Source organism: Arthrobacter sp. AFG20 (assembly GCF_002892795.1).
Classification (GTDB): Bacteria; Actinomycetota; Actinomycetes; order Actinomycetales; family Micrococcaceae; genus Arthrobacter.
On record NZ_PJMC01000016.1, the window covers coordinates 92009 to 110637 of the forward strand.

20 protein-coding genes are annotated in these 18629 nt (G+C 66.8%); 10 read left to right on the top strand and 10 right to left on the bottom strand.

The genetic code is table 11. The annotated features are described in order from the left end of the window. The first annotated feature begins 27 nt into the window (after window positions 1-27). On the top strand, window positions 28-1152 hold the full coding sequence (dapE, locus tag CXZ05_RS17590) for a succinyl-diaminopimelate desuccinylase (RefSeq protein ID WP_102973812.1): 1125 nt from the start codon (window positions 28-30) through the stop codon (window positions 1150-1152). A gap of 72 nt (window positions 1153-1224) precedes the next feature. On the opposite strand, the gene CXZ05_RS17595 is transcribed toward dapE, so the two are convergent. The 4 genes from CXZ05_RS17595 to CXZ05_RS17610 form a co-directional block, all read right to left on the bottom strand. Then, a complete protein-coding gene (locus CXZ05_RS17595; RefSeq protein ID WP_102973813.1) occupies window positions 1225-2064 on the bottom strand; it encodes an amino acid ABC transporter permease in 840 nt (279 codons plus the stop codon). Beyond that, the gene (locus CXZ05_RS17600) at window positions 2061-2711 is read right to left on the bottom strand and encodes an amino acid ABC transporter permease (protein WP_102973814.1); all 651 of its coding nucleotides are present in this window, start codon (window positions 2709-2711) and stop codon (window positions 2061-2063) included. Before CXZ05_RS17600 ends, CXZ05_RS17595 begins: the two co-directional genes overlap by 4 nt. A gap of 97 nt (window positions 2712-2808) precedes the next feature. Next, window positions 2809-3696 (bottom strand): glutamate ABC transporter substrate-binding protein, encoded by an 888-nt coding sequence (locus CXZ05_RS17605; protein WP_102973815.1) that lies wholly within the window; start codon window positions 3694-3696, stop codon window positions 2809-2811. Window positions 3697-3784: 88 nt separating this feature from the next. Further along, window positions 3785-4540 (bottom strand): amino acid ABC transporter ATP-binding protein, encoded by a 756-nt coding sequence (locus CXZ05_RS17610; protein ID WP_102973816.1) that lies wholly within the window; start codon window positions 4538-4540, stop codon window positions 3785-3787. Window positions 4541-4646: 106 nt separating this feature from the next. Here CXZ05_RS17610 and CXZ05_RS17615 point away from each other — a divergent pair, with 106 nt between their 5' ends. The 4 genes from CXZ05_RS17615 (at window position 4647) to CXZ05_RS17630 (ending at window position 7727) form a co-directional block, all read left to right on the top strand. Further along, on the top strand, window positions 4647-5432 hold the full coding sequence (locus tag CXZ05_RS17615) for a TIGR00730 family Rossman fold protein (protein ID WP_102973817.1): 786 nt from the start codon (window positions 4647-4649) through the stop codon (window positions 5430-5432). Between the two features lie 79 nt (window positions 5433-5511). Then, a complete protein-coding gene (locus tag CXZ05_RS17620) occupies window positions 5512-5928 on the top strand; it encodes a DivIVA domain-containing protein (RefSeq protein ID WP_102973818.1) in 417 nt (138 codons plus the stop codon). Further along, on the top strand, window positions 5925-7301 hold the full coding sequence (locus CXZ05_RS17625; protein WP_102973819.1) for a hypothetical protein: 1377 nt from the start codon (window positions 5925-5927) through the stop codon (window positions 7299-7301). The genes CXZ05_RS17620 and CXZ05_RS17625 overlap by 4 nt, the downstream gene beginning before the upstream one ends. A 258-nt stretch (window positions 7302-7559) precedes the next feature. After that, window positions 7560-7727, top strand: a complete 168-nt coding sequence (locus CXZ05_RS17630; RefSeq protein WP_102973820.1) for a DUF3117 domain-containing protein — start codon at window positions 7560-7562, stop codon at window positions 7725-7727. A 78-nt stretch (window positions 7728-7805) separates the two neighbouring features. On the opposite strand, the gene CXZ05_RS17635 is transcribed toward CXZ05_RS17630, so the two are convergent. Then, window positions 7806-8438, bottom strand: a complete 633-nt coding sequence (locus CXZ05_RS17635) for an O-methyltransferase (RefSeq protein WP_102973821.1) — start codon at window positions 8436-8438, stop codon at window positions 7806-7808. A gap of 318 nt (window positions 8439-8756) precedes the next feature. Here CXZ05_RS17635 and sigE point away from each other — a divergent pair, with 318 nt between their 5' ends. The 3 genes from sigE to CXZ05_RS17650 all read left to right on the top strand — a co-directional run bounded on the left by sigE (window position 8757) and on the right by CXZ05_RS17650 (window position 10804). Continuing rightward, on the top strand, window positions 8757-9374 hold the full coding sequence (gene sigE / locus CXZ05_RS17640) for an RNA polymerase sigma factor SigE (protein ID WP_102973822.1): 618 nt from the start codon (window positions 8757-8759) through the stop codon (window positions 9372-9374). A 236-nt stretch (window positions 9375-9610) separates the two neighbouring features. Then, on the top strand, window positions 9611-10315 hold the full coding sequence (locus CXZ05_RS17645) for an anti-sigma factor (RefSeq protein ID WP_146033111.1): 705 nt from the start codon (window positions 9611-9613) through the stop codon (window positions 10313-10315). 90 nt (window positions 10316-10405) lie between these two features. Next, window positions 10406-10804: a twin-arginine translocase TatA/TatE family subunit gene (locus CXZ05_RS17650; RefSeq protein WP_102973824.1), complete on the top strand. Its 399-nt coding sequence runs from the start codon at window positions 10406-10408 to the stop codon at window positions 10802-10804. A 21-nt stretch (window positions 10805-10825) separates the two neighbouring features. Here the strand turns inward: CXZ05_RS17650 and CXZ05_RS17655 are convergent, their stop codons facing one another. From CXZ05_RS17655 to CXZ05_RS17665, 3 genes are read right to left on the bottom strand one after another with little or no spacing between them, the layout of a single operon-like run. Continuing rightward, complete coding sequence (locus CXZ05_RS17655) at window positions 10826-11953, bottom strand: Mrp/NBP35 family ATP-binding protein (protein WP_102973825.1); 1128 nt, start codon at window positions 11951-11953, stop codon at window positions 10826-10828. Between the two features lie 10 nt (window positions 11954-11963). Next, window positions 11964-12683 carry a DUF1003 domain-containing protein gene (locus tag CXZ05_RS17660; RefSeq protein WP_374754672.1) on the bottom strand — a complete coding sequence of 240 codons (720 nt, stop codon included), beginning with the start codon at window positions 12681-12683 and terminating at the stop codon, window positions 11964-11966. Continuing rightward, complete coding sequence (locus tag CXZ05_RS17665; RefSeq protein ID WP_003805129.1) at window positions 12664-13947, bottom strand: magnesium transporter MgtE N-terminal domain-containing protein; 1284 nt, start codon at window positions 13945-13947, stop codon at window positions 12664-12666. The genes CXZ05_RS17660 and CXZ05_RS17665 overlap by 20 nt, the downstream gene beginning before the upstream one ends. 77 nt (window positions 13948-14024) lie before the next feature. Between CXZ05_RS17665 and CXZ05_RS17670 the strand changes: the two genes are divergently transcribed. Next, window positions 14025-14990 (top strand): general stress protein, encoded by a 966-nt coding sequence (locus CXZ05_RS17670; RefSeq protein ID WP_102973827.1) that lies wholly within the window; start codon window positions 14025-14027, stop codon window positions 14988-14990. 109 nt (window positions 14991-15099) lie between these two features. Here the strand turns inward: CXZ05_RS17670 and CXZ05_RS17675 are convergent, their stop codons facing one another. Next, window positions 15100-16689 carry an aminopeptidase P family protein gene (locus CXZ05_RS17675; RefSeq protein ID WP_102973828.1) on the bottom strand — a complete coding sequence of 530 codons (1590 nt, stop codon included), beginning with the start codon at window positions 16687-16689 and terminating at the stop codon, window positions 15100-15102. Window positions 16690-16794: 105 nt separating this feature from the next. On the opposite strand from CXZ05_RS17675, the gene CXZ05_RS17680 reads away from it, so the two are divergent. Then, the gene (locus tag CXZ05_RS17680) at window positions 16795-17640 is read left to right on the top strand and encodes a PHP domain-containing protein (protein WP_102973829.1); all 846 of its coding nucleotides are present in this window, start codon (window positions 16795-16797) and stop codon (window positions 17638-17640) included. Between the two features lie 8 nt (window positions 17641-17648). On the opposite strand, the gene CXZ05_RS17685 is transcribed toward CXZ05_RS17680, so the two are convergent. Then, window positions 17649-18521 carry a site-specific DNA-methyltransferase gene (locus CXZ05_RS17685; RefSeq protein ID WP_102973830.1) on the bottom strand — a complete coding sequence of 291 codons (873 nt, stop codon included), beginning with the start codon at window positions 18519-18521 and terminating at the stop codon, window positions 17649-17651. Window positions 18522-18629 lie beyond the last annotated feature (108 nt).

Genomic DNA, 18629 nt, shown 5'->3' on the forward strand with positions numbered 1-18629 from the left:
GGACGGGCAGGCGCGGGATACAGTGGGATGGTGATTGCCGAAACAGCCCCCGTAACCCTTGACCTGCACCAGGACGTGGCACTGCTGACCGCTGCGCTCATCGACATCGAAAGCGTCTCCGGCAACGAGCGCCAGCTGGCAGACGCCGTCGAGTCGGCACTCCGCCAGCTCCCCGGCTTCGAACTGGTACGTGACGGCGACTCCATCATTGCCCGGACCAACCTCGGCCGCAGCGAACGGGTCATCCTGGCAGGCCACCTGGACACCGTGCCGCTGCCCGTTACGGAGGACTCGCTGGGAACGGTGCCGTCCACCTGGCCGTCCGGGGTTCCCGGCGACGGCGTCCTGTACGGCCGCGGCGCCACGGACATGAAAGGCGGCGTTGCGGTCCAGCTTGCACTGGCCGCTTCAATGTTCGACGGCGGGGCGGAACCGGGCAAGGACGTCACCTTTGTGTTCTACGACCACGAGGAGGTGGAGGCCGTCAAGAGCGGGCTCGGCCGGCTGGTGCGGAACCACGGCAGGCTCCTCGGCGGCGACTTTGCCATCCTCCTCGAACCGACTGACGGCACCGTGGAGGGCGGCTGCAACGGCACCATGCGGTTCCACGCCACCACCTCCGGCGAGGCGGCCCACTCCGCCCGCGCCTGGATGGGCCGCAACGCCATCCACGCCGCCGCGCCCATCCTGGAACGCCTCGCGGCATACAGCCCGCAGACCGTGACCGTGGACGGCCTGGACTACCGCGAAAGCCTGAACGCGGTGAAGATCCACGGCGGCACCGCCGGCAACGTTATCCCGGACCGCTGCGTCGTGGAGATCAACTACCGCTTCGCCCCGGACAAGACCCCCGACCAGGCAGAAGAGCACGTGCGCGCGCTGCTGGAAGGGTTCGACGTGGTCCGCACTGACAGCGCCGCCGGCGCGCGCCCGGGACTGAACCACCCTGCCGCCGCATCCTTCGTTGCCGCCGTGGGCGGCGAGCCGAAACCCAAATACGGCTGGACCGACGTCGCGCGCTTCAGCGAACTGGGCATCCCGGCGGTGAACTTCGGGCCCGGCGACGCGCTGCTGGCCCACAAGGACAACGAACACGTGGAGGCGGAAGCCGTCCGCACCTGCCTGCGCGCACTGCAGACGTGGCTGTCCTGAGTATCGGCCGACAAACACGAAGGGTCCGCAGCCGGTTGGCTGCGGACCCTTCGCTGTTACTGCCTGCCCTTTTTATTTCACCACGGTGGACACGCCGGCGGTGGGGGCCTTCGCCACTCCGCCGGCGGCCTTCTTGGATCCGCGCCGCTCGATCCAGATGGCCAGCCGGGACACGGCCAGGTTGATGGCGATGTAGATGGCCGCCGCCACGAAGAAGACCGGGAACAGGAACTGCGGGCCCAGGAAGTCCGCCATCACCTGCACTGCACGCAGCAGTTCACCATAGGCAACGATGTACCCCAGCGACGTGTCCTTCAGCAGGACCACGAGCTGGGCCACGAGGGACGGCAGCATGCGGCGGACCGCCTGCGGCAGTTCGATGGTCAGCCGGGACTGGAAGCTGGTCAGGCCGATCGCCAGACCCGCTTCACGCTGGCCGCGGGGGAGGGACTGGATGCCTGCGCGGATGATCTCCGCGAAGATCGCGGCGTTGTAGAGGACCAGGCCGGCCACCACGGCGATGAACGAGCTGGTGGCGAAGACCAGCAGCACGAACAGCATCATGAGGACCACGGGCATGCCGCGCAGGAACTCGAGCACGATCCTGGTGGGAACGCGGATCCAGGCCACATCGGAGATGCGCATCAGGCACAGCAGGAGTCCAAGCGGAAAGGCGATGACCGCTGCTATCGCCGCTGCGCTCAGCGTCGCGCCGATGCCGTTGGCGAGGAGTGTCCAGACGTCCGCCTGGCCGAAGATCGCCCAGCGCTGCGCCTGGAAGATGCCCTGCTGCGCCAGCGTCATGACAGCCCAGGCCAGCAGGGCGGCGATCAGCACGACGCCGATCACGGAGCCGATCAGCGAGACACGGCGGGCCTTGGGCCCGGGAACGTCGTAGAGAACCGAACTCATCGGGCGATCGCCACCTTTCGTTCGACCAGGTGGGCAAGGTAGCCCAGCGGCACGGTGATCAGGAGATAGAAGATTGCAACCCCCACCAGCACCCACATGACGGCGTCGCCGTGATCGTTGGCAAGCTGCTTGCCGTAGCCGAACAGCTCCAGCACGAAGAAGGCACCGGCCACTGAGGAGTTTTTGACGAGCGCGATCAGGATGTTGATCAGGGGCGGAACCACGGTGCGGAGGGCCTGCGGCAAAATGATCAGCGACAGGACCTGGCTAAACTTCATGCCGATGCTGCGGGCTGCCTCGGCCTGGCCGACGGGAACGCTGTTGACGCCGGAGCGGACCGCCTCGGCGATAAATGCCGAGGTGTAGGCGCTCAGGGCGATGATCGCTGCGACTTCGAACTGCTGGAAGGTCACACCGAGCCGGGGCAGGACCACCGCCGCGAAAAAGAAGGCGATGGTCAGCGGGGTGTTACGCACCACCTCCACGTAGGCCATGCTGAAGCCGCGGAGGGCAGCAACAGGGGAGACCCGGGCAGCGGCCAGCAGGGTGCCCACAACCAAAGCAATGATGCCGGAAACGGCGGCCAGGAACAGGGTTCTGAGAAAGCCGTCCCAGTATTGGGGGAGGCTTTCAATGATGACGTCCATAGGATCCTTTAGCTGCGTTCAGAAGAATGTGCGGAAACGGAAGCGGCGGCTACCGGCAGCAGCTGTGGCACAGCCGCCGGTAACCGCCACGATCGTTCTAGTAGCGGTCGATGGCCGGAAGTTCCGGTGCGGTCTTAATGACCGCGCCGGCCGTATCTTCCCAGGCCTTCTTGTACGAGCCGTCCTTGGCGAAGCTTTCCAGCTGGTCGTTGATCCAGTTGCGGAACTCGGTGTCGTCCTTCTTCACGCCGATGCCGTAGGGCTCCTTGGTGAAGGTCTCGTCGGATGCCAGCTTGAACGCATCCGGCTCCTTGTTAACGAAGCCTGCCAGGATGACGTTGTCAGTGGTCACCGCTTCAACCTGCTTGTTGCGGAGCGGTTCGAGGCAGGCCGAGTAGGTGGCGGCCGGCACCAGGACTGCGCCGTACTTCTCCACGATGGTGGAGGCCGGGGTGGACCCGGTCACAGAGCAGACGTTCTTGCCCTTGACGTCCTCGGGCTTGGTGATGGACGTGTTGTCCTTGTTCACCATCAGCGCCTGGCCTGCTTCGTAGTACGGGCCGGCGAAGGCGACCTCAGTCTTGCGCTTGTCGTTGATGGTGTAGGTGGCCACGATCAGGTCCACCTTGCCCTGCTTGATGAACTGCTCGCGGTTGGCGGAGACGGTCTCGACCCATTCAATCTTGTCTGCGGGGACGCCCAGCTTGGCGGCGAGCAGCTTGCCGATTTCGACGTCGAAACCGACCGGCTTGCCGTCCAGGCCCTTCTGGCCGAACAGCGGCTGGTCGAACTTGGTGCCGATGGTCACCTTGCCGGCCGAGGCGAGCTTTTCCATGGTGGTGCCTGCAGCGAAGCTGGGCTTCTCGACCGGGGTGGGGTTGGAGCCGGTCCCGGTGCCGCCGCCGCCGCAAGCGCTCAGGGTCAGAGCGAGGGCCGCGGATGCTGCTGCCAGAAGGGATTTCCTCCGGGTCAAAAATGCCTTCATGACATTCCTTTCATTGGGCGGCCGCCGGTGACGGCCTGGGTGCGAACTCGGGTGGTCTTGAAGTGGGTGGGGAGTGCTGGATCGGTTGTCAGTGCGTGAGCAGCTTGGACAGGAAGTCCTTGGCGCGGCTGCTCTGGGGATTGGTGAAGAACTCCTCGGGAGTGGCGTCCTCCACGATTTGTCCGTCAGCCATGAACACCACACGGTCGGCAGCCTTGCGGGCGAAGCCCATCTCGTGGGTCACCACGATCATGGTCATGCCCTCCTTGGCCAGCTGGATCATGACGTCCAGGACCTCGTTGATCATCTCCGGGTCGAGTGCGGAAGTTGGCTCGTCGAACAGCATGACCTTGGGCTTCATGGCCAGGGCACGTGCGATGGCCACACGCTGCTGCTGGCCGCCGGAGAGCTGGGCCGGGAGCTTGGGCGCCTGGTGGCCCACACCCACCCGCTCAAGCAGGGCCATGGCCTCCTTGTCCGCCTCCGCCTTGGCGGTGCCCTTGACCTTGATGGGGCCCAAGGTCACGTTTTCCAGGATGGTTTTGTGCGCGAACAGGTTGAAGGACTGGAACACCATGCCGACGTCGGCGCGCAGCCGGGCAAGCTCCTTGCCTTCCGCAGGCAGCTGCTTGCCGTCGATGGCGATGTCGCCGTCGTCGATAGTCTCCAGCCGGTTGATGGCCCGGCACAGGGTGGATTTGCCCGAGCCTGAGGGGCCGATGACCACAACCACCTCGCCCTTGCGGACCTGGAGATTGATGTCCTTCAGAACGTGCAGCTGACCGTAATGCTTGTTAACGGCATTCAGGGAGACGAGTGCGTCGCCTGGCAGTTGAGTAGTCATAAGAAAGAATCTAGCGAACATTGCTCGGTTATGACCGTAATCACCCCAACTTCCGGTTGATCGTAATTCAAGAGATACCTGCTGGTCAGCAGGTTAGCCTTGGGGGATGAGCATCAACGCAGATCCGTCAAAATCAGTACAGCCCCGCCGGAAAGGGCCCCTAGAACTGCGCCGCAAGCAGGCAGCCGTGGAGATGTCGGATCAGCGGCTCCTCGACACCAAGGGCCCCGGCCACTTCATCCACACCGACCCCTGGCGCGTCATGCGGATCCAGAGCGAGTTCGTGGAAGGCTTTGGCGCCCTTTCCGACCTGGGCCCGGCGGTCAGCGTTTTCGGCTCTGCGCGCACCAAGCCCGGAAGCGCGTACTACGACATGGGTGTGGAGGTGGGCCGCAAGCTGGCCGAAGCAGGCGTGGCCGTCATCACCGGCGGCGGCCCTGGCTCGATGGAAGCCGCCAACAGGGGAGCCGTGGAAGGCAACGGCGTCTCCGTGGGCCTCGGCATCGAGCTGCCTTTCGAGCAGGGCCTGAACCAGTGGGTGGACCTCGGCATCAACTTCCGCTACTTCTTCGCGCGGAAGACCATGTTCGTGAAGTACGCCCAGGGCTTCATCGTTCTTCCCGGCGGCCTTGGCACCCTGGATGAGCTCTTCGAGGCCATGGTCCTCGTCCAGACGCAGAAGGTGACCTCGTTCCCGATCGTCCTGCTGGGTGCTGCGTTCTGGGGGCCGATGATCGAATGGATCAAGGGGACCCTGGTGGCTGAGGGAATGGTCTCGGCGAAGGACCTGGACCTCATCCAGGTAGTGGACAGCCCGGAGGAAGCAGTGAATTTCGTCCTCCACGGCCATGTCCGGGCGCCGTCCTCCGATGGGGACCAGCGCCCCGAGTAGCAGCCGGCCGGGCACGCCGCCCGGGCAGCAGCCGCCCTACTTAGCGGCAGGCGGGGCTGCGTCTGGCACGATTGGTGGTGTGAGTTTCTTCCTCGTTTTCCTCGCCATCGTCCTGATTGGAGCCACTGCCCTCATCGGGACCGACCTCGGGGCGGGCATGCTGCGGAGGAAACGCACCCGCGCGCCTCGCGCCAGAGACGGCTTCAAGGACGGGTTCGATGAACCCGTGGCGTCCCTGCCTCCGGTGCTTCTCCCCGCCGACGCAAAACCGGCAGACGTCGACCATGTCCGGTTTGCGCTGGGATTGCGGGGTTACCGGATGGACCAGGTGGACCAGGTGCTGGACGACCTGCGGGACCAGCTGGCCGCCAGGAACGCCGAAATAGAGGGCCTCCGGGAGCAGCTTCGCGCCCGTGCAGAACAATTGACTGCCGCAGAACAAATAGCAGCACAATTGGCCCCCGGCGAACAGACGGCCGCCGAGGACCGGACGTGAGCTCCCCAATGCCGCCTCCGGGCCCCGTGCCGCCAGCAGCCGAGCTCCCGTCGTCGGCTCACGGGACACGGCGGGACGGGGCACGGCGGGACGGGGAACGGCTGGACGGGACACGGCTGGACGGGACACGGCTGGACAGGGCGTTCCGGGCCGCCGCGGCACGGCTCGGCGGCCGCCTGGCCCGCTGGCCGTGGTGGGCCCAGGTGGCGGCGGTCTATGTGGCCGCCCGGCTGGTCAGCGCCTGCATCTTCATGTCGGCCGCCCTGCACCAGGGATTCAACCCCTGGTTCCCGGCCAAGCCCGACTACTGGAACTTCATCAACATCTGGGATGCGCGGTGGTACGAGTCCGTCATGACCGGCGGGTATCCGTCCGAACTGCCGGTGGACGCTGCCGGCAGCGTGCAGGAGAACACCTGGGCGTTCTATCCGCTGTTTCCGACGCTGGGGCGGATGCTCTCCGCTGCCACGGGCATGGGCCCTGCTGCCGCCCTCATCCTGATTGCGATGTGCGCCGGACTGGCGGCCTCGCTGGTGGTCTACAAGCTGTTCCGCACCAAGGCAGCTCACTGGCCGGCCCTGTGGGGCGCCGCGCTCTTCTCCACCTTCCCTGTCTCGCCGGTGCTCCAGGTGCCTTACGCGGAATCCCTGAACCTCCTGCTGCTGGCCGCTGCGCTGCTGCTGGTGGTCCGGCGGCACTACCTGTGGGCCATTCCCGTGGTTCTGGCCATGTGCCTTTCCCGGCCCACGGGTGTTCCGTTTGCGGCGACCATCGGGATCCTGTTCCTGTTCCGTGCCGGTGAGGCATGGCTCGCGGCGCGGAACCACGGAATGGCCGTCAAGGGGCGCCGGATCCACGGCCGGAACGAACTGTGGTCCCTCGCCGGGCTGACCGCCGTCAGCGGTGCAGGCGCCCTCGCCTGGCCCGCCATCGCATGGGCGGTCACCGGTGACATCGCTGCGTACACGAAGACCGAGACGGTCTGGCGCGGACACGACCTGGTGCCCTTCAAACCCTGGTTCGACACCGGCGTCCAGCTGTTCGGGCCAGTGCTGGGGCTCGTGGCACCGTTCGTCTTCGTGGCGGTGTTCGGGCTCTTGATGGCCTCGCCCCCGGTGCGTCGGCTGGGAACAGAACTCCGGCTGTGGTGTGTGTGCTACATGGGGTACCTCGTGGTGTTCCTGCATCCACAGACCAGCACCTTCCGCATGCTGCTGCCGCTGTTTCCCCTTGCCCTGGCGGCCGCGCTGGTTTCCCGGTCGCGGGCGTACCGTGGCGCGGTGATCACGATGTTTGTCCTGCTGCAGATCGTGTGGGTGGTGTGGCTCTGGGCGTGGGCGCAACTGCCGGGCGGAGGGGACTATCCGCCGTGACGGGCCGGAGGTTCCCGGATAGGTTTGCCCAGATCAGCCCGCAGAAGGGCGCAGGAATCCGCACGTGAACGAATTGTCCATCGATTAGCTACAGGCGGGTAATTACAGGATAATAGGTAGTAAGCAAGGACAAAAAGCATTCGCATTGTTCAGCCATGGCGGCTGCCGAAGGGACCGCCAGAGCGGCATTGTTTTGACTACGCGGACTCAGCCCGGCCGGGCTGCTCGGTCCTGGGACTACTGGAGGGGATATTCCTCATGGCGGCTATGAAACCACGCACCGGCGACGGCCCTATGGAAGTAACCAAGGAGGGCCGCAGCCTGATTATGCGTGTGCCGCTCGAAGGCGGGGGCCGGCTCGTGGTTGAACTTAATGCCGCAGAGGCGGCCAACCTCAAGGACTGCCTCGTCGGCGTCACCGAATAAGAGCAAAGGCAGGGCCCGCAGCCGATAGGTTGCGGGCCCTGCCTTTTTGGTCTTCCGAGCCTGCCGCAGCGGGCCGGGCTATTTCTTGACTGCTACCAGCAGCCCGTCACCGGTGGGGAGCATGGCGGAAGCCAGCCGGTCGTCGTCGCGCACGGCCCTGCCCACCTGGCGCAGCACAACGGTGGTTGCGTCGCGGGCTGCGGGGTTGGATACCCGGTCCTTGTCCAGGGCGTCATTGACGATCAGCAGGCCGCCGGTCTTGAGCAGGCGTACGGCCTGTTCCACGTAGCGGGGAAAGTTGGGCTTGTCGCCGTCGATGAAGACGAGGTCATAGGCGGCGTCGGTGAGCCTCGGCAGGACATCACCGGCGCGGCCGGAAATGGTGCGGGTGCGGTTGGCCGGACTGCCTGACTCCTGGAACGCCTCCCGGGCGGCCTTCAGGTGCTCGACGTCCACGTCAATGGTGGTGAGCACGGCCTGCGGACCGAGGCCGCGGAGCAGGCAGACGCCAGAGACGCCGGCGCCGGTACCGATCTCGACGGCGGTCTGCGCCTTGGATGCCGCCGCCAGCACAGTCAAGACGGCGCCGACGCCACGGCCGATGGGTGTTACGCCAAGCTCGAACGAACGCTCCCGGGCGCGCAGCAGGACCTCATCCTCGGCAGGCAGATCTTCTGCATAGGACCAGCTCGTGGACTTATCGGCGCTCATGGATTTCGCTTTCTGGGCGGCAGGGGGCATGTTATTACAGCGTACTTGGTTGGACGGCGCCCGAGGGGCAAGTGACAGCGGGCACGCCTGTGATGGCGGATACTGTTCTACTGCCCGGCGGAGGGTGACGAAAATTTACGGAATGCGGGCAGGAAATGCGGGCCAAAAGTTGCGCTTTTAGCAAAGAGGGGCCCCGCAGTCAGGAAATTCCCAGCCAACTTTGACATGATAATTATCCGCTCATCCAAGTGGTGACCGGCGCCGAACCAATGATGTAAAGCACGTCAGGCGTTATTACATCCATGAGGGGAGTGGACGATGTCAGCATCCGTTGCGGCACCTGTCCCTGCAACTGAAGAGCACGCTGCCGAGTGGGCCATGCCCACGTGGGAAGAAGTAGTCACCAACCACTCCGCCAAGGTGTACAGGCTCGCCTACCGGCTTACCGGTAACAAGTACGACGCCGAGGACCTCACCCAGGAGGTGTTCGTCCGTGTCTTCCGCTCCCTGGAGAACTTCAAGCCGGGAACCCTGGACGGTTGGCTGCACCGGATCACCACCAACCTCTTCCTGGACCAGGCGCGGCGCAAAAGCCGGATCCGGTTTGACGCGCTGGCCGAGGACGCCGAATCACGGCTCCCGGGCCGTGAACCCGGCCCCGAGCAAAGCTTCGAACTCAACAACCTGGATCTCGACGTCCAGGCCGCCCTCGAGGAACTCCCGCCGGACTTCCGTGCCGCCGTCGTCCTGTGCGACCTTGAGGGACTGTCGTACGACGAAGTCGCCGAGGCCCTGGGCGTGAAGCTGGGCACGGTGCGTTCACGCATTCACCGTGGCCGGACCATGCTTCGCGAAAAGCTTGCCCACAGGGATCCGCGGCCGCAGCAGGCGCGCAAGCCGCGGCTGAAGATGCCCCGCATCGCCGGCGTTCTCTGATCGGCGACATGCATCGGCTACATCGCTTGCTGGAGGGGCTCAGAAAGAACACCGGGTTTCCGCCGCTTGCCGGCGGACGGCACCCGCAGACAACGGACCATATCCGTGCTTGCACGGAATGCGCCAGCGCGCTGCGACGGCAGCGTCAGTACATTGAGCGGCTCCGTACTGCCGCAGTCCCGGCCGCCAGTGACGAACTGACCGCGCGGCTCCTGCTCCGCACCCAGCAATTGGCCATGGCGCCGGCCCCCGCTGCCCGGCCCAGCCGGATGCGGCTGGCGGGGCTGGCCGGCGGGGTGGCCGTGGTGGCGGCAGGGGCCGTCGCCGCCGGTGCCTACACGGTTGCCGGCGAACCCGGGCAGTATGCCGCGGGCACCGCCTCGCTCCATGGCCAGTCCGGGCATTCCCCGGGAACAGACAGCCGCCTAGCCGCCCTGCGGTCCTCCGGCTGGACCTGCCCCGAACTGCGTGCCATGGGTTTCCGCCTGGTATCAGCCAGCACGACGATACTGGCAGGCCGGCCCACAGTGGAGCTGCGCCTCACCGACGGGCAGCATACGGCGAGGATTCTGGAACAGCACCAGGGGTCGCCAACTGCGCCGTCCCCGGTCAACCCGCTGACAGGCCACCAGGCGGGAAGCGACGGTTACGTTGCCGCTGACCCGCCGGGAGCGACGGCGGACGGCCGGGTTTGGGTCAAGGCGGGGCCTCCGTGGAGCGCGATCTACCAGACAGCACGGAGCACTTTCACCTACGTGTCGGACCTGCCCGCCACCTCGGCTGACGATGCTTTGGCGATGCTCGCAGCGCCCGGAAGCATGGCCGGTCCGGGTTTGGCCGCCGGGACCGATACGGCCGGAGACAGCAGCGCAGCGCAGGAAACCGGGGTCGACCGGGTCGAACGCGGCCTCCGCAAAATAGCCCGCCAGTTGGGGCTTTGAGGCGCGTCCCTCCCTGCGGCATGCCCCCCCAGAGGGCCAGGGCCGGGTCAAAATCGTCACTGCCTCCCCGGAAAGGGTAATCTTCCTAAAGTGTTTGGAATCAACGGCCCGGAGTTTATCCTTCTGCTGCTCATCGGCATACTGGTGATCGGCCCCCAGCGGCTGCCCGAATACACCCAGAAACTGGCAAACCTGGTCCGTGAAGTGCGTCGGATGGCCTCCGGTGCGCGGGAGCAGATCAAGGAAGAAGTCGGCATCGACATCGATGACGTCGACTGGAAGAAGTACGACCCCCGCCAGTACGATCCTCGGCGCATCATCAAGGAAGCGCTCCTCGAAGACGACACCAAGCCGGTCAGCGCCGGCGGTCCGGCGGCGGTAGCCGCTGCGGCATCAGCCGCCGCTTCCCACACGGAGGAGCGGCCGGCGCGCATCATCGCAAGCCTCGGCGTGGGCGAGCGGGCCCCCTTCGATTCCGAGGCGACGTAGCCGCGTTTCGCGACGGCTCAATCAGCGGGGCTGGACGTCCAGCTTCATCCCGGCCAGTCCCCGCGGCCTGGCCGCGAGCTTCCCTGCGATGCCGGACAGCGCCGCCGCGGCCTGAGTGTCCGGGCCGCCCAGGACGATGGGCTTGCCCGAGTCTCCGCCTTCCCGCAGGAGAATATCCAGCGGAATCTGGCCCAGCAGCGGCACGTCCGTGCCGGTCGACGCACTGAGCCTCTCGGCGAGCACCTCCCCGCCGCCGGTGCCAAACAGATCCATCCGGCCGCCGTCGGGCATTTCCAGGAACGACATGTTCTCGATGACCCCGGCCACCGTCTGCCCGGTCTGGGTGGCGATGGCACCGGCACGCTCTGCGACGTCCGCCGCGGCGGCCTGGGGAGTGGTGACCACCAGGATCTCGGCCTTGGGCAGCAGCTGCGCCACCGAGATGGCGATGTCGCCGGTGCCCGGCGGGAGGTCAAGGAACAGCACGTCAAGGTCGCCGAAATAGACGTCGGTGAGGAACTGCTCGAGGGCCCGGTGCAGCATGGGTCCGCGCCAGGCCACGGGCTGGTTGCCGGTGACGAACATGCCGATGGAAATGACCTTCACGCCGTACGCCACCGGCGGGAGGATCATGTCGTCCACGCGGGTGGGAGCCTGGGTGATCCCCATCAGGGCCGGAACCGAGAAGCCGTACACGTCCGCATCCACGATGCCCACTCGCAGGCCCTGTGCCGCGAGGGAACAGGCGAGGTTGACCGTCACCGAGGACTTTCCCACCCCGCCCTTGCCGCTGGCCACCGCAAAGACCTTGGTCAGCGATCCTGGCTGGTTGAACTGGATGCCCCGCTGGCCGCCGGGGCCGCGCAGCTGCTCCTTCAGTGCGTCGCGCTGCGCCTGCGTCATGACCTTCAGGTCCACCTCGACGGCTGTCACGCCCGGAACGTCCAGCAGCGCCGCCTCGGAGTCCCTCGTGATCGTGTCGCGCAGCGGGCAGCCGGCAATGGTGAGCAGCACCGCCAGGCGGACCGTCCCGTCGTCGGAGATCTGCACGGAGTCCACCATGCCCAGCTCGGTGATGGGGCGCCGGAGTTCCGGGTCGATGACGGTTGCCAGGGCAGCGTTGACTGCCTGAAGGAGGGTGGTGCTCATGCCGTGGTGCTCAGCTTTCGGGAGATGTGGGTCGGTGGGCTGCCCGGCCCCGCGTTTTTTCAGACTTGACCTTGGGAATCTGCTGCGTGCGGGGATTGCGTTGCTTCTCCCGCTTCTCCTTCAGCTTTTCCCGGACCAGTTCGCGCGGTGATTCGTGGCTTCCTGGCCCCGACGGCTCGTGCGTGCGGAGCTCCTCCTGGGCCTCCAACAGGTCCTCCAGCAGGCTGCGCAGTTCCGCCCGGACGTAGTCACGCGTGGCCACTTCACGCAGCGCGATCCGCAACGAGGCCAGTTCCCGCGTGAGGTATTCGGTGTCCGACAGGTTGCGCTCCGCCCGCTGGCGGTCCTGCTGCAGGGACACACGGTCCCGGTCATCCTGGCGGTTCTGCGCGAGCAGCAGCAGCGGCGCGGCGTAGGAGGCCTGCAGGGACAGCATCAGGGTCAGGAGCGTAAACCCGAGTTCGACCTTGTCGAACTGCCAGGCCGTGGGCGCGAAGGTATTCCAGGCCAGCCAGAAGACACAGAACACGGTCATGTAGAGCAGGAACTGCGGCGTGCCCATGAAGCGGGCGAAGCCCTCCGTCGCATGGCCGAAGGCATCAGGGTTCGGCGAGAACTTGGGGAGGATGCGCTGGCGGCCGCTCAGCGGCGTGTCCAGGCTTCCCTGGGCTGCCGGCTTTCCGCCGGGTCGCGTTGTCTTTGCCGTGTTTTCAGCCAATGCGGCCACCAAGCTTCCTGACCGGGGCCTCGCCGTCGTTGGCCCGCCAGTCGTCGGGCAGCAGATGGTCCAGGACGTCGTCCACTGTCACTGCGCCCACCAGCCGGCCGGCCTGGTTAACAACCGGAAGGGAGTTCAGGTTGTACGTGGCGAGGGTGCGCGCGACTTCGCTGATGTGGGCCAGGTCCGAGAGTGGCTCCAGGTTCTTGTCCACGAGGTTGCCCAGCGACTCGAACGGCGGGAAGCGCAGCAGCTGCTGGATGTGCACCACACCGAGGAACCGGCCGGTGGGGGTTTCCAGCGGAGGGCGGGCGATGAAAATGGACGAAGCGAGGGCAGGGGAGAGTTCCTCGCGCCGGACGTGGGCGAGGGCCTCCGCCACCGTGGCTTCGGGCGGCAGAATGACCGGGACGGGGGTCATGAGGCCGCCGGCGGTGTCCTCGTCGTATTCGAGGAGGCGCCGGACGTCCTCGGCACCTTCGGGCTCCATCAGCTGAAGGAGCTCCTCCGCCTGGGCGGATGGCAGCTCGCCGAGGAGGTCGGCGGCATCGTCGGGGTCCATCTCCTCCAGGACGTCAGCGGCGCGCTGGACGTCGAGGGCGGAGAGGATTTCCACCTGGTCGTCCTCGGGCAGCTCCTGCAGGACGTCCGCGAGCCGCTCATCCTGCAGTTCGCTGGCGACCTCGAAGCGCCGCTTGTCGCTCATTTCCTGCAGTGCCTCGGCGAAGTCCGCGGGCTTGAGGTCCTCGTGGTTGGCCACGAACTGGGTGGCGGCCTGCGGTTCTGTCTTGGCCCCCTGGTGCGCGTCGGCCCAGTCGATGATCATGGTCTCGTTGCGGCGCAGCCTGCTCAGGGGCGCCAGGGAGTGCCCGCGCCGGACGAACAGCTTGCTCACGAACCAGTCGCCCGAGCGGTGCTGGTCCATGGCGATGTCCTCGATGGTGGCATCGCCGCTGCCGTCCGTCAGGGTCACACGGCGGTCGAACATTTCGGCCACCACCAGCGTTTCGGCGCCGCGCTGTTCGAAGCGCCGGAGGTTGACCAGCCCGGTGCAGATGACCTGCGTCTGGTCGATGGAAGTGATGCGGGTCATGGGGACGAAGACGCGCTTCTTCCCGGGAACTTCGACGACGATGCCCACCACGTGCGGGGCGCCCCGGGTTCCGCGGGAGAGCACGACGACGTCACGCAGCCGCCCCAGACGGTCGCCCAACGGGTCGAAGACGTCCAGTCCCAGAAGGCGCGCGACAAAGACGCGGGTAGGATTCGTGCTCACCCCTACAGGCTACCGAGTCTGCTCTCTTTTAGCTGAATTTTCAGCTTTCACCCATCCTTATGGGCAAGAATGGGGTTATGGCTAACATTTTTGGTGCTCCGAAGGCTGCGCCCAACGGATCGGACGAATCGAAGACCGTCCCCACGGGGGACACCGTCGGCTCGTACACCTCCTACCTGGACGCCCAGAAGGCCGTGGACTACCTCGCCGACCAGCAGTTCGCGGTGCACCTGGTCTCCATCGTGGGGAACGACCTTAAGATGGTGGAGCGGGTAACGGGGCGCCTCAGCTACCCGCGCGTGGCGCTCTCCGGTGCCCTGAGCGGCATGTGGTTCGGCCTCTTCGTCGGCGTCATGCTGTCCTTCTTCACGCCTGCCGGCGGGACGTTCTCCATCATCAGCTCGGTGCTGATGGGTGCGGCGTTCTTCATGCTGTTCGGGATCGTCACCTATGCCATGCAGCGCGGCAAGCGCGACTTCACGTCCACCAGCCAGGTGGTTGCCACCAATTACGACGTCGTCGTGGCCTTCGAGGCGGCCCAGGAGGCGCGCCGGCTGCTCCAGCAGCTCCCGATGACGCCGTCCGACGCCACCCCGGGTGCGCGTCCGGCGCCGCACGCCCAGCACGACTACCAGAACCAGCCCTACCAGCAGCCGGGCCGGCACCAGGGACCGCCGCAGGGCCCGTCCCACGGCCAGGCGCCGCAGCGGCCGGCAGGCTGGAACGACCCCTACGGCCAGCGGGCCCAGGATGCCCAGGGAAATGACGCCCAGGGCTCCCAGACTCCCCAGGCGCAGGGCGAACCGGGCCCGGGCACACCGGTTCCGGATGGACCCCAGTATGGGGCCGTCGAGGGCCAGCCCGGCCAGCCCGGCCAGCCCGGCCGGGCCCCGGAAGCTGCGGATACCCCGGACGCGCAGCGCGCTGGCCAGCGTCCGGCGGCTGTTCGCTACCCCGACCTGCCAGATGGCCGCCCGCAGTACGGCGTGCGCGTGAACGACGCCAACCAGCCGGCGCACAGCAAGGACGAGCCGCAGCGTTAGCGCCGGGCGAGCCCGACAGGTGAGACCAAAAAGGGATGGGCACCGGAGAAATCCGGTGCCCATCCCTTTTCGCTCGTAGAGGCCGGCCGGCCGCAAGAGCCGGCGCCGGTTAACCCTTGGCGTCGATCTCCTGGTAGATGCCTGCCATCCAGGACTCGACGTCGTCCGCGGTGCGGGGGAGCGCCGCGCTGAGGTTCACGGGGCCCTCGGCCGTCATCAGGATGTCGTCCTCGATGCGCACGCCAATGCCGCGGTACTCCTCGGGAATGGCGAGGTCTTCCTGCTTGAAGTACAGGCCCGGTTCGATGGTGAAAACCATGCCCTCCCGCAGCACGCCGTCCAGGTAGAGTTCCCGCTTGGCCTGGGCGCAGTCGTGGACGTCGAGGCCGAGGTGGTGGCTGGTGCCGTGCGGCATCCAGCGCCGGTGCTGCTGGCCGTCCTCGCCGAGGGCCTCCTCGACGGAGACAGGGAGCAGACCCCATTCCGCAAGCCGCTCCGCGAGGACAGTGGTGGCGGCGGTGTGGATGTCGCGGAACTTCACGCCGATCCTGGCGGCCGCGAAGCCGGCGTCGGCCGCGTCCAGGACCGCTTCGTAGATTTTGCGCTGCACGTCCGAGAAGGTGCCGTTGGCCGGCAGCGTGCGGGTGATGTCCGCAGTGTAGAGCGAATCGGCCTCGACGCCGGCGTCCAGCAGGAGGAGCTCCCCGGCGTTGATCTTGCCGGTGTTGCGGGTCCAGTGGAGGACGGTGGCGTTGTTGCCGGAAGCGGCGATGGTGTCGTAGCCGAGTTCGTTGCCTTCCTCCCGGGCACGGGCGAAGAAGGCGCCTTCCACCACGCGTTCGCCGCGGAAGTGCGTCAGGGCGCGGGGCAGGGCCTTGACCACTTCGGTGAAGCCTTCCACGGTGGCGGCTACCGCGGTCTGCATCTGCTCGATTTCCCACTCGTCCTTGGTCAGCCGCAACTCGGAGAGTGCCTCGGACAGCTTCTCGTCGAGGGCGTCCAGCACGCCAAGGTCCAGATTGTCCGGATCCTTGGCGGTGTTGTAGCGGGCGGTGTCCACGAGCGCGTCGATGTTGTCGTCCACCTTGCGTACCAGGCGGATGGAGATGCCGCCGATTTCGGGGGCGCCGACGTTCTTGGTGACGGCCACCTCGAGTTCGTCGATGTGGGCGGTGGGGATTCCGAGCCGGGCCTCAAACTCGGCCAGCGTAGGCCGTGCACCGATCCAGAATTCCCCCGACCGCGCGTCGGCGTAGAACTGTTCGGTGTCCCGTCCGGCCAGCGGCCGGAAGTAGAGCGTGGCGCGGTGGCTGCCGCCGTCGTCGCCCTTTCCTTCCCCTACGGGTTCGAAGATGAGCACGGCGTCGGGCTCATGGTCCAGCCCGAGGCCGGTGAGGTGGGCGAAGCCGGAGTGCGGCCGGAACCGGTAGTCGCAGTCGTTGGAGCGGACCTTCAGGGGGCCGGCCGGAAGCACCAGGCGTTCACCCTTGAACTGGTCGGAGATGGCCCGGCGCCTCCTCGCGGCGTGGCTGGCAACGGCGTCCCGTTCAGGGGTCACCTGCGGCTCGGGCGCCCAGCTGCTGGCCATGAAGGCCTTGAAAGCGGCGGAACTGGGCCGCTGGGAGCGGTTGTTGACGCGCTCTTCCAGGGGCTGGGAAGCTGTGTTTTCACCGTGGTGGGTGTTGTCTGCATCGTTCACCGTCCAATAGTCTCACCAGCCGAGCGGCTTAGGCCAACACCGGCGCGGGAGGGCGAATCACGCCCTTCCCGGGCACAGGGGCGCCCCATCTACTAGGCTGGGCTGGTGAGGATAGATCTGCACGCCCACTCGAATATTTCCGACGGCACGGAGACCCCGGCGGAGGTCATGGCAGCCGCGGCGGCGGCGGGGCTGAACGTCATTGCGCTGACGGACCACGACTCCACGGACGGCTGGGCGGAAGCGTCCCGGGCGGCGATTGACAACGGCGTGGCACTGGTGCCCGGCATGGAGATTTCCTGCCGGACGGAGCAGGGGATCAGCGTCCACCTCCTGAGCTACCTGCACGACCCCACGCACCCGGGCCTGCTCGAGGAAATCACGAAGGCCAGGGACGCCCGCCTGACCCGCGCCGAACGCATGGTCACGCTGCTGGCCGAGGACTACCCCCTGACCTGGGACGACGTGATCCACCATGTGGCGCCGGGGGCCACGCTGGGACGCCCGCACATCGCCGACGCCCTGGTGGCGGCGGGAGTGGTGGCGGACCGGTCCGAGGCCTTCACCTCGATCCTTACCTCCCATTCGCGCTATTTCGTGCAGCACTACGCGCCGGAGCCGGCCCTCGCCGTCGAACTGGTCCGCGACGCCGGCGGCGTTCCCGTCTTTGCGCACCCTGTCGCCTCCGCACGCGGGCGGGTGGTGGGCGAAAGCACGTACCACGACATGATCGACGCCGGCCTGGCCGGGCTGGAGGTCAACCACCGGGACAACCCCGAGGAGGGCCGGGAGTTTCTGCGGAAGCTGGCCGCCCAGCACGGGCTAGTTGTGACCGGGTCCTCGGACTACCACGGCCTGGGCAAGCCGAACAGGCTGGGCGAGAACCTGACCGCCCCGGACGTCCTCGACCGGATCGAGGAGCTGGGGACGGGGACACCCGTGGTCCGCTGACTCCCTACCTACGCGGGTGGGTAGGACGCGATCTCGGCGTGCGCCCCGAGCCGTTTGGCCATGACGTCGATGGCCGGCTGGTTCTGGTCCACGCAGACGAACCTGCGCCCCAACTTGGCAGCGACGGCGCCGAGCGTGCCGGACCCGGCGAAGAAGTCGAGGCACCAGTCACCCTGACGGCTGGACGCGGCCACCACGCGCCGCACCAGGCCCTCGGGTTTCTGCGTGGGGTACCCGGTCTTTTCCTTGCCCGTGGGGGAGACGATGGTGTGCCACCAGACGTCCGTGGGCAGCTTGCCCAGCTCGCGCTTGGCCGGCGTCACGAGCCCCGGGGCCATGTAGGGCTCCCGGTCCACCTCGGCGCTGTTGAAGTGGTACTTGGCCGGGTTTTTGACGTAGACGAGGATGTTGTCGTGCTTGGTGGGCCAGCGGTTTTTGGCGCGTGCACCGTAGTCGTAGGCCCAGATGATCTCGTTCAGGAAGCACTCGCGGCCGAAGATGGCATCCAGCATCACCTTGGCGTAGTGCACCTCACGGTAGTCAAGGTGCAGGTACAGGGTTCCGTCGTCGGCCAGGAGCCGCCAGGCCTCCACCAGGCGGGGCTCGAGGAAGGACCAGTAGTCACTGAAGGCGTCGTCGTAGCGGTGCAGGGCGCCCTTGATCGTGTCGTAGGAGCGGCCCTTGAAGCCCACCCGGTCGCCGTCGCCGCCGGCGTTGAGCACCATCCTTGTTTCCTGGCGCTGCTGGGCCCGGCCGGTGTTGAAGGGCGGGTCCACGTAAATGAGTGTGAAGGCGCCGTCCGGCAGCGAGGGGAGGAAGTCCGCGTTATCCGCGTGCACCACCAGATTGCTGCCGTCCGGCGCCCAGACAGTTTCAGTCATTGAGGCTATGGGGCCTCGGTGCCGGGCTGCGAACCGGTTGCGGCGGATTCGCCGCCGGAGACCACTTCGCCGTTGCGGCGGCGCGTGCGGGTGCGGCTGCGGCGGGGG

What these genes read in the sequence shown, in the direction of transcription:
- dapE (WP_102973812.1), top strand. Translation starts at nt 28, where the DNA reads ATGGTGATTGCCGAAACAGCCCCCGTAACCCTTGACCTGCACCAGGAC.
- CXZ05_RS17595 (WP_102973813.1), bottom strand. Translation starts at nt 2,064, where the DNA reads ATGAGTTCGGTTCTCTACGACGTTCCCGGGCCCAAGGCCCGCCGTGTC.
- CXZ05_RS17600 (WP_102973814.1), bottom strand. Translation starts at nt 2,711, where the DNA reads ATGGACGTCATCATTGAAAGCCTCCCCCAATACTGGGACGGCTTTCTC.
- CXZ05_RS17605 (WP_102973815.1), bottom strand. Translation starts at nt 3,696, where the DNA reads ATGAAGGCATTTTTGACCCGGAGGAAATCCCTTCTGGCAGCAGCATCC.
- CXZ05_RS17610 (WP_102973816.1), bottom strand. Translation starts at nt 4,540, where the DNA reads ATGACTACTCAACTGCCAGGCGACGCACTCGTCTCCCTGAATGCCGTT.
- CXZ05_RS17615 (WP_102973817.1), top strand. Translation starts at nt 4,647, where the DNA reads ATGAGCATCAACGCAGATCCGTCAAAATCAGTACAGCCCCGCCGGAAA.
- CXZ05_RS17630 (WP_102973820.1), top strand. Translation starts at nt 7,560, where the DNA reads ATGGCGGCTATGAAACCACGCACCGGCGACGGCCCTATGGAAGTAACC.
- CXZ05_RS17635 (WP_102973821.1), bottom strand. Translation starts at nt 8,438, where the DNA reads ATGAGCGCCGATAAGTCCACGAGCTGGTCCTATGCAGAAGATCTGCCT.
- sigE (WP_102973822.1), top strand. Translation starts at nt 8,757, where the DNA reads ATGTCAGCATCCGTTGCGGCACCTGTCCCTGCAACTGAAGAGCACGCT.
- CXZ05_RS17645 (WP_146033111.1), top strand. Translation starts at nt 9,611, where the DNA reads ATGGCGCCGGCCCCCGCTGCCCGGCCCAGCCGGATGCGGCTGGCGGGG.
- CXZ05_RS17655 (WP_102973825.1), bottom strand. Translation starts at nt 11,953, where the DNA reads ATGAGCACCACCCTCCTTCAGGCAGTCAACGCTGCCCTGGCAACCGTC.
- CXZ05_RS17670 (WP_102973827.1), top strand. Translation starts at nt 14,025, where the DNA reads ATGGCTAACATTTTTGGTGCTCCGAAGGCTGCGCCCAACGGATCGGAC.
- CXZ05_RS17685 (WP_102973830.1), bottom strand. Translation starts at nt 18,521, where the DNA reads ATGACTGAAACTGTCTGGGCGCCGGACGGCAGCAATCTGGTGGTGCAC.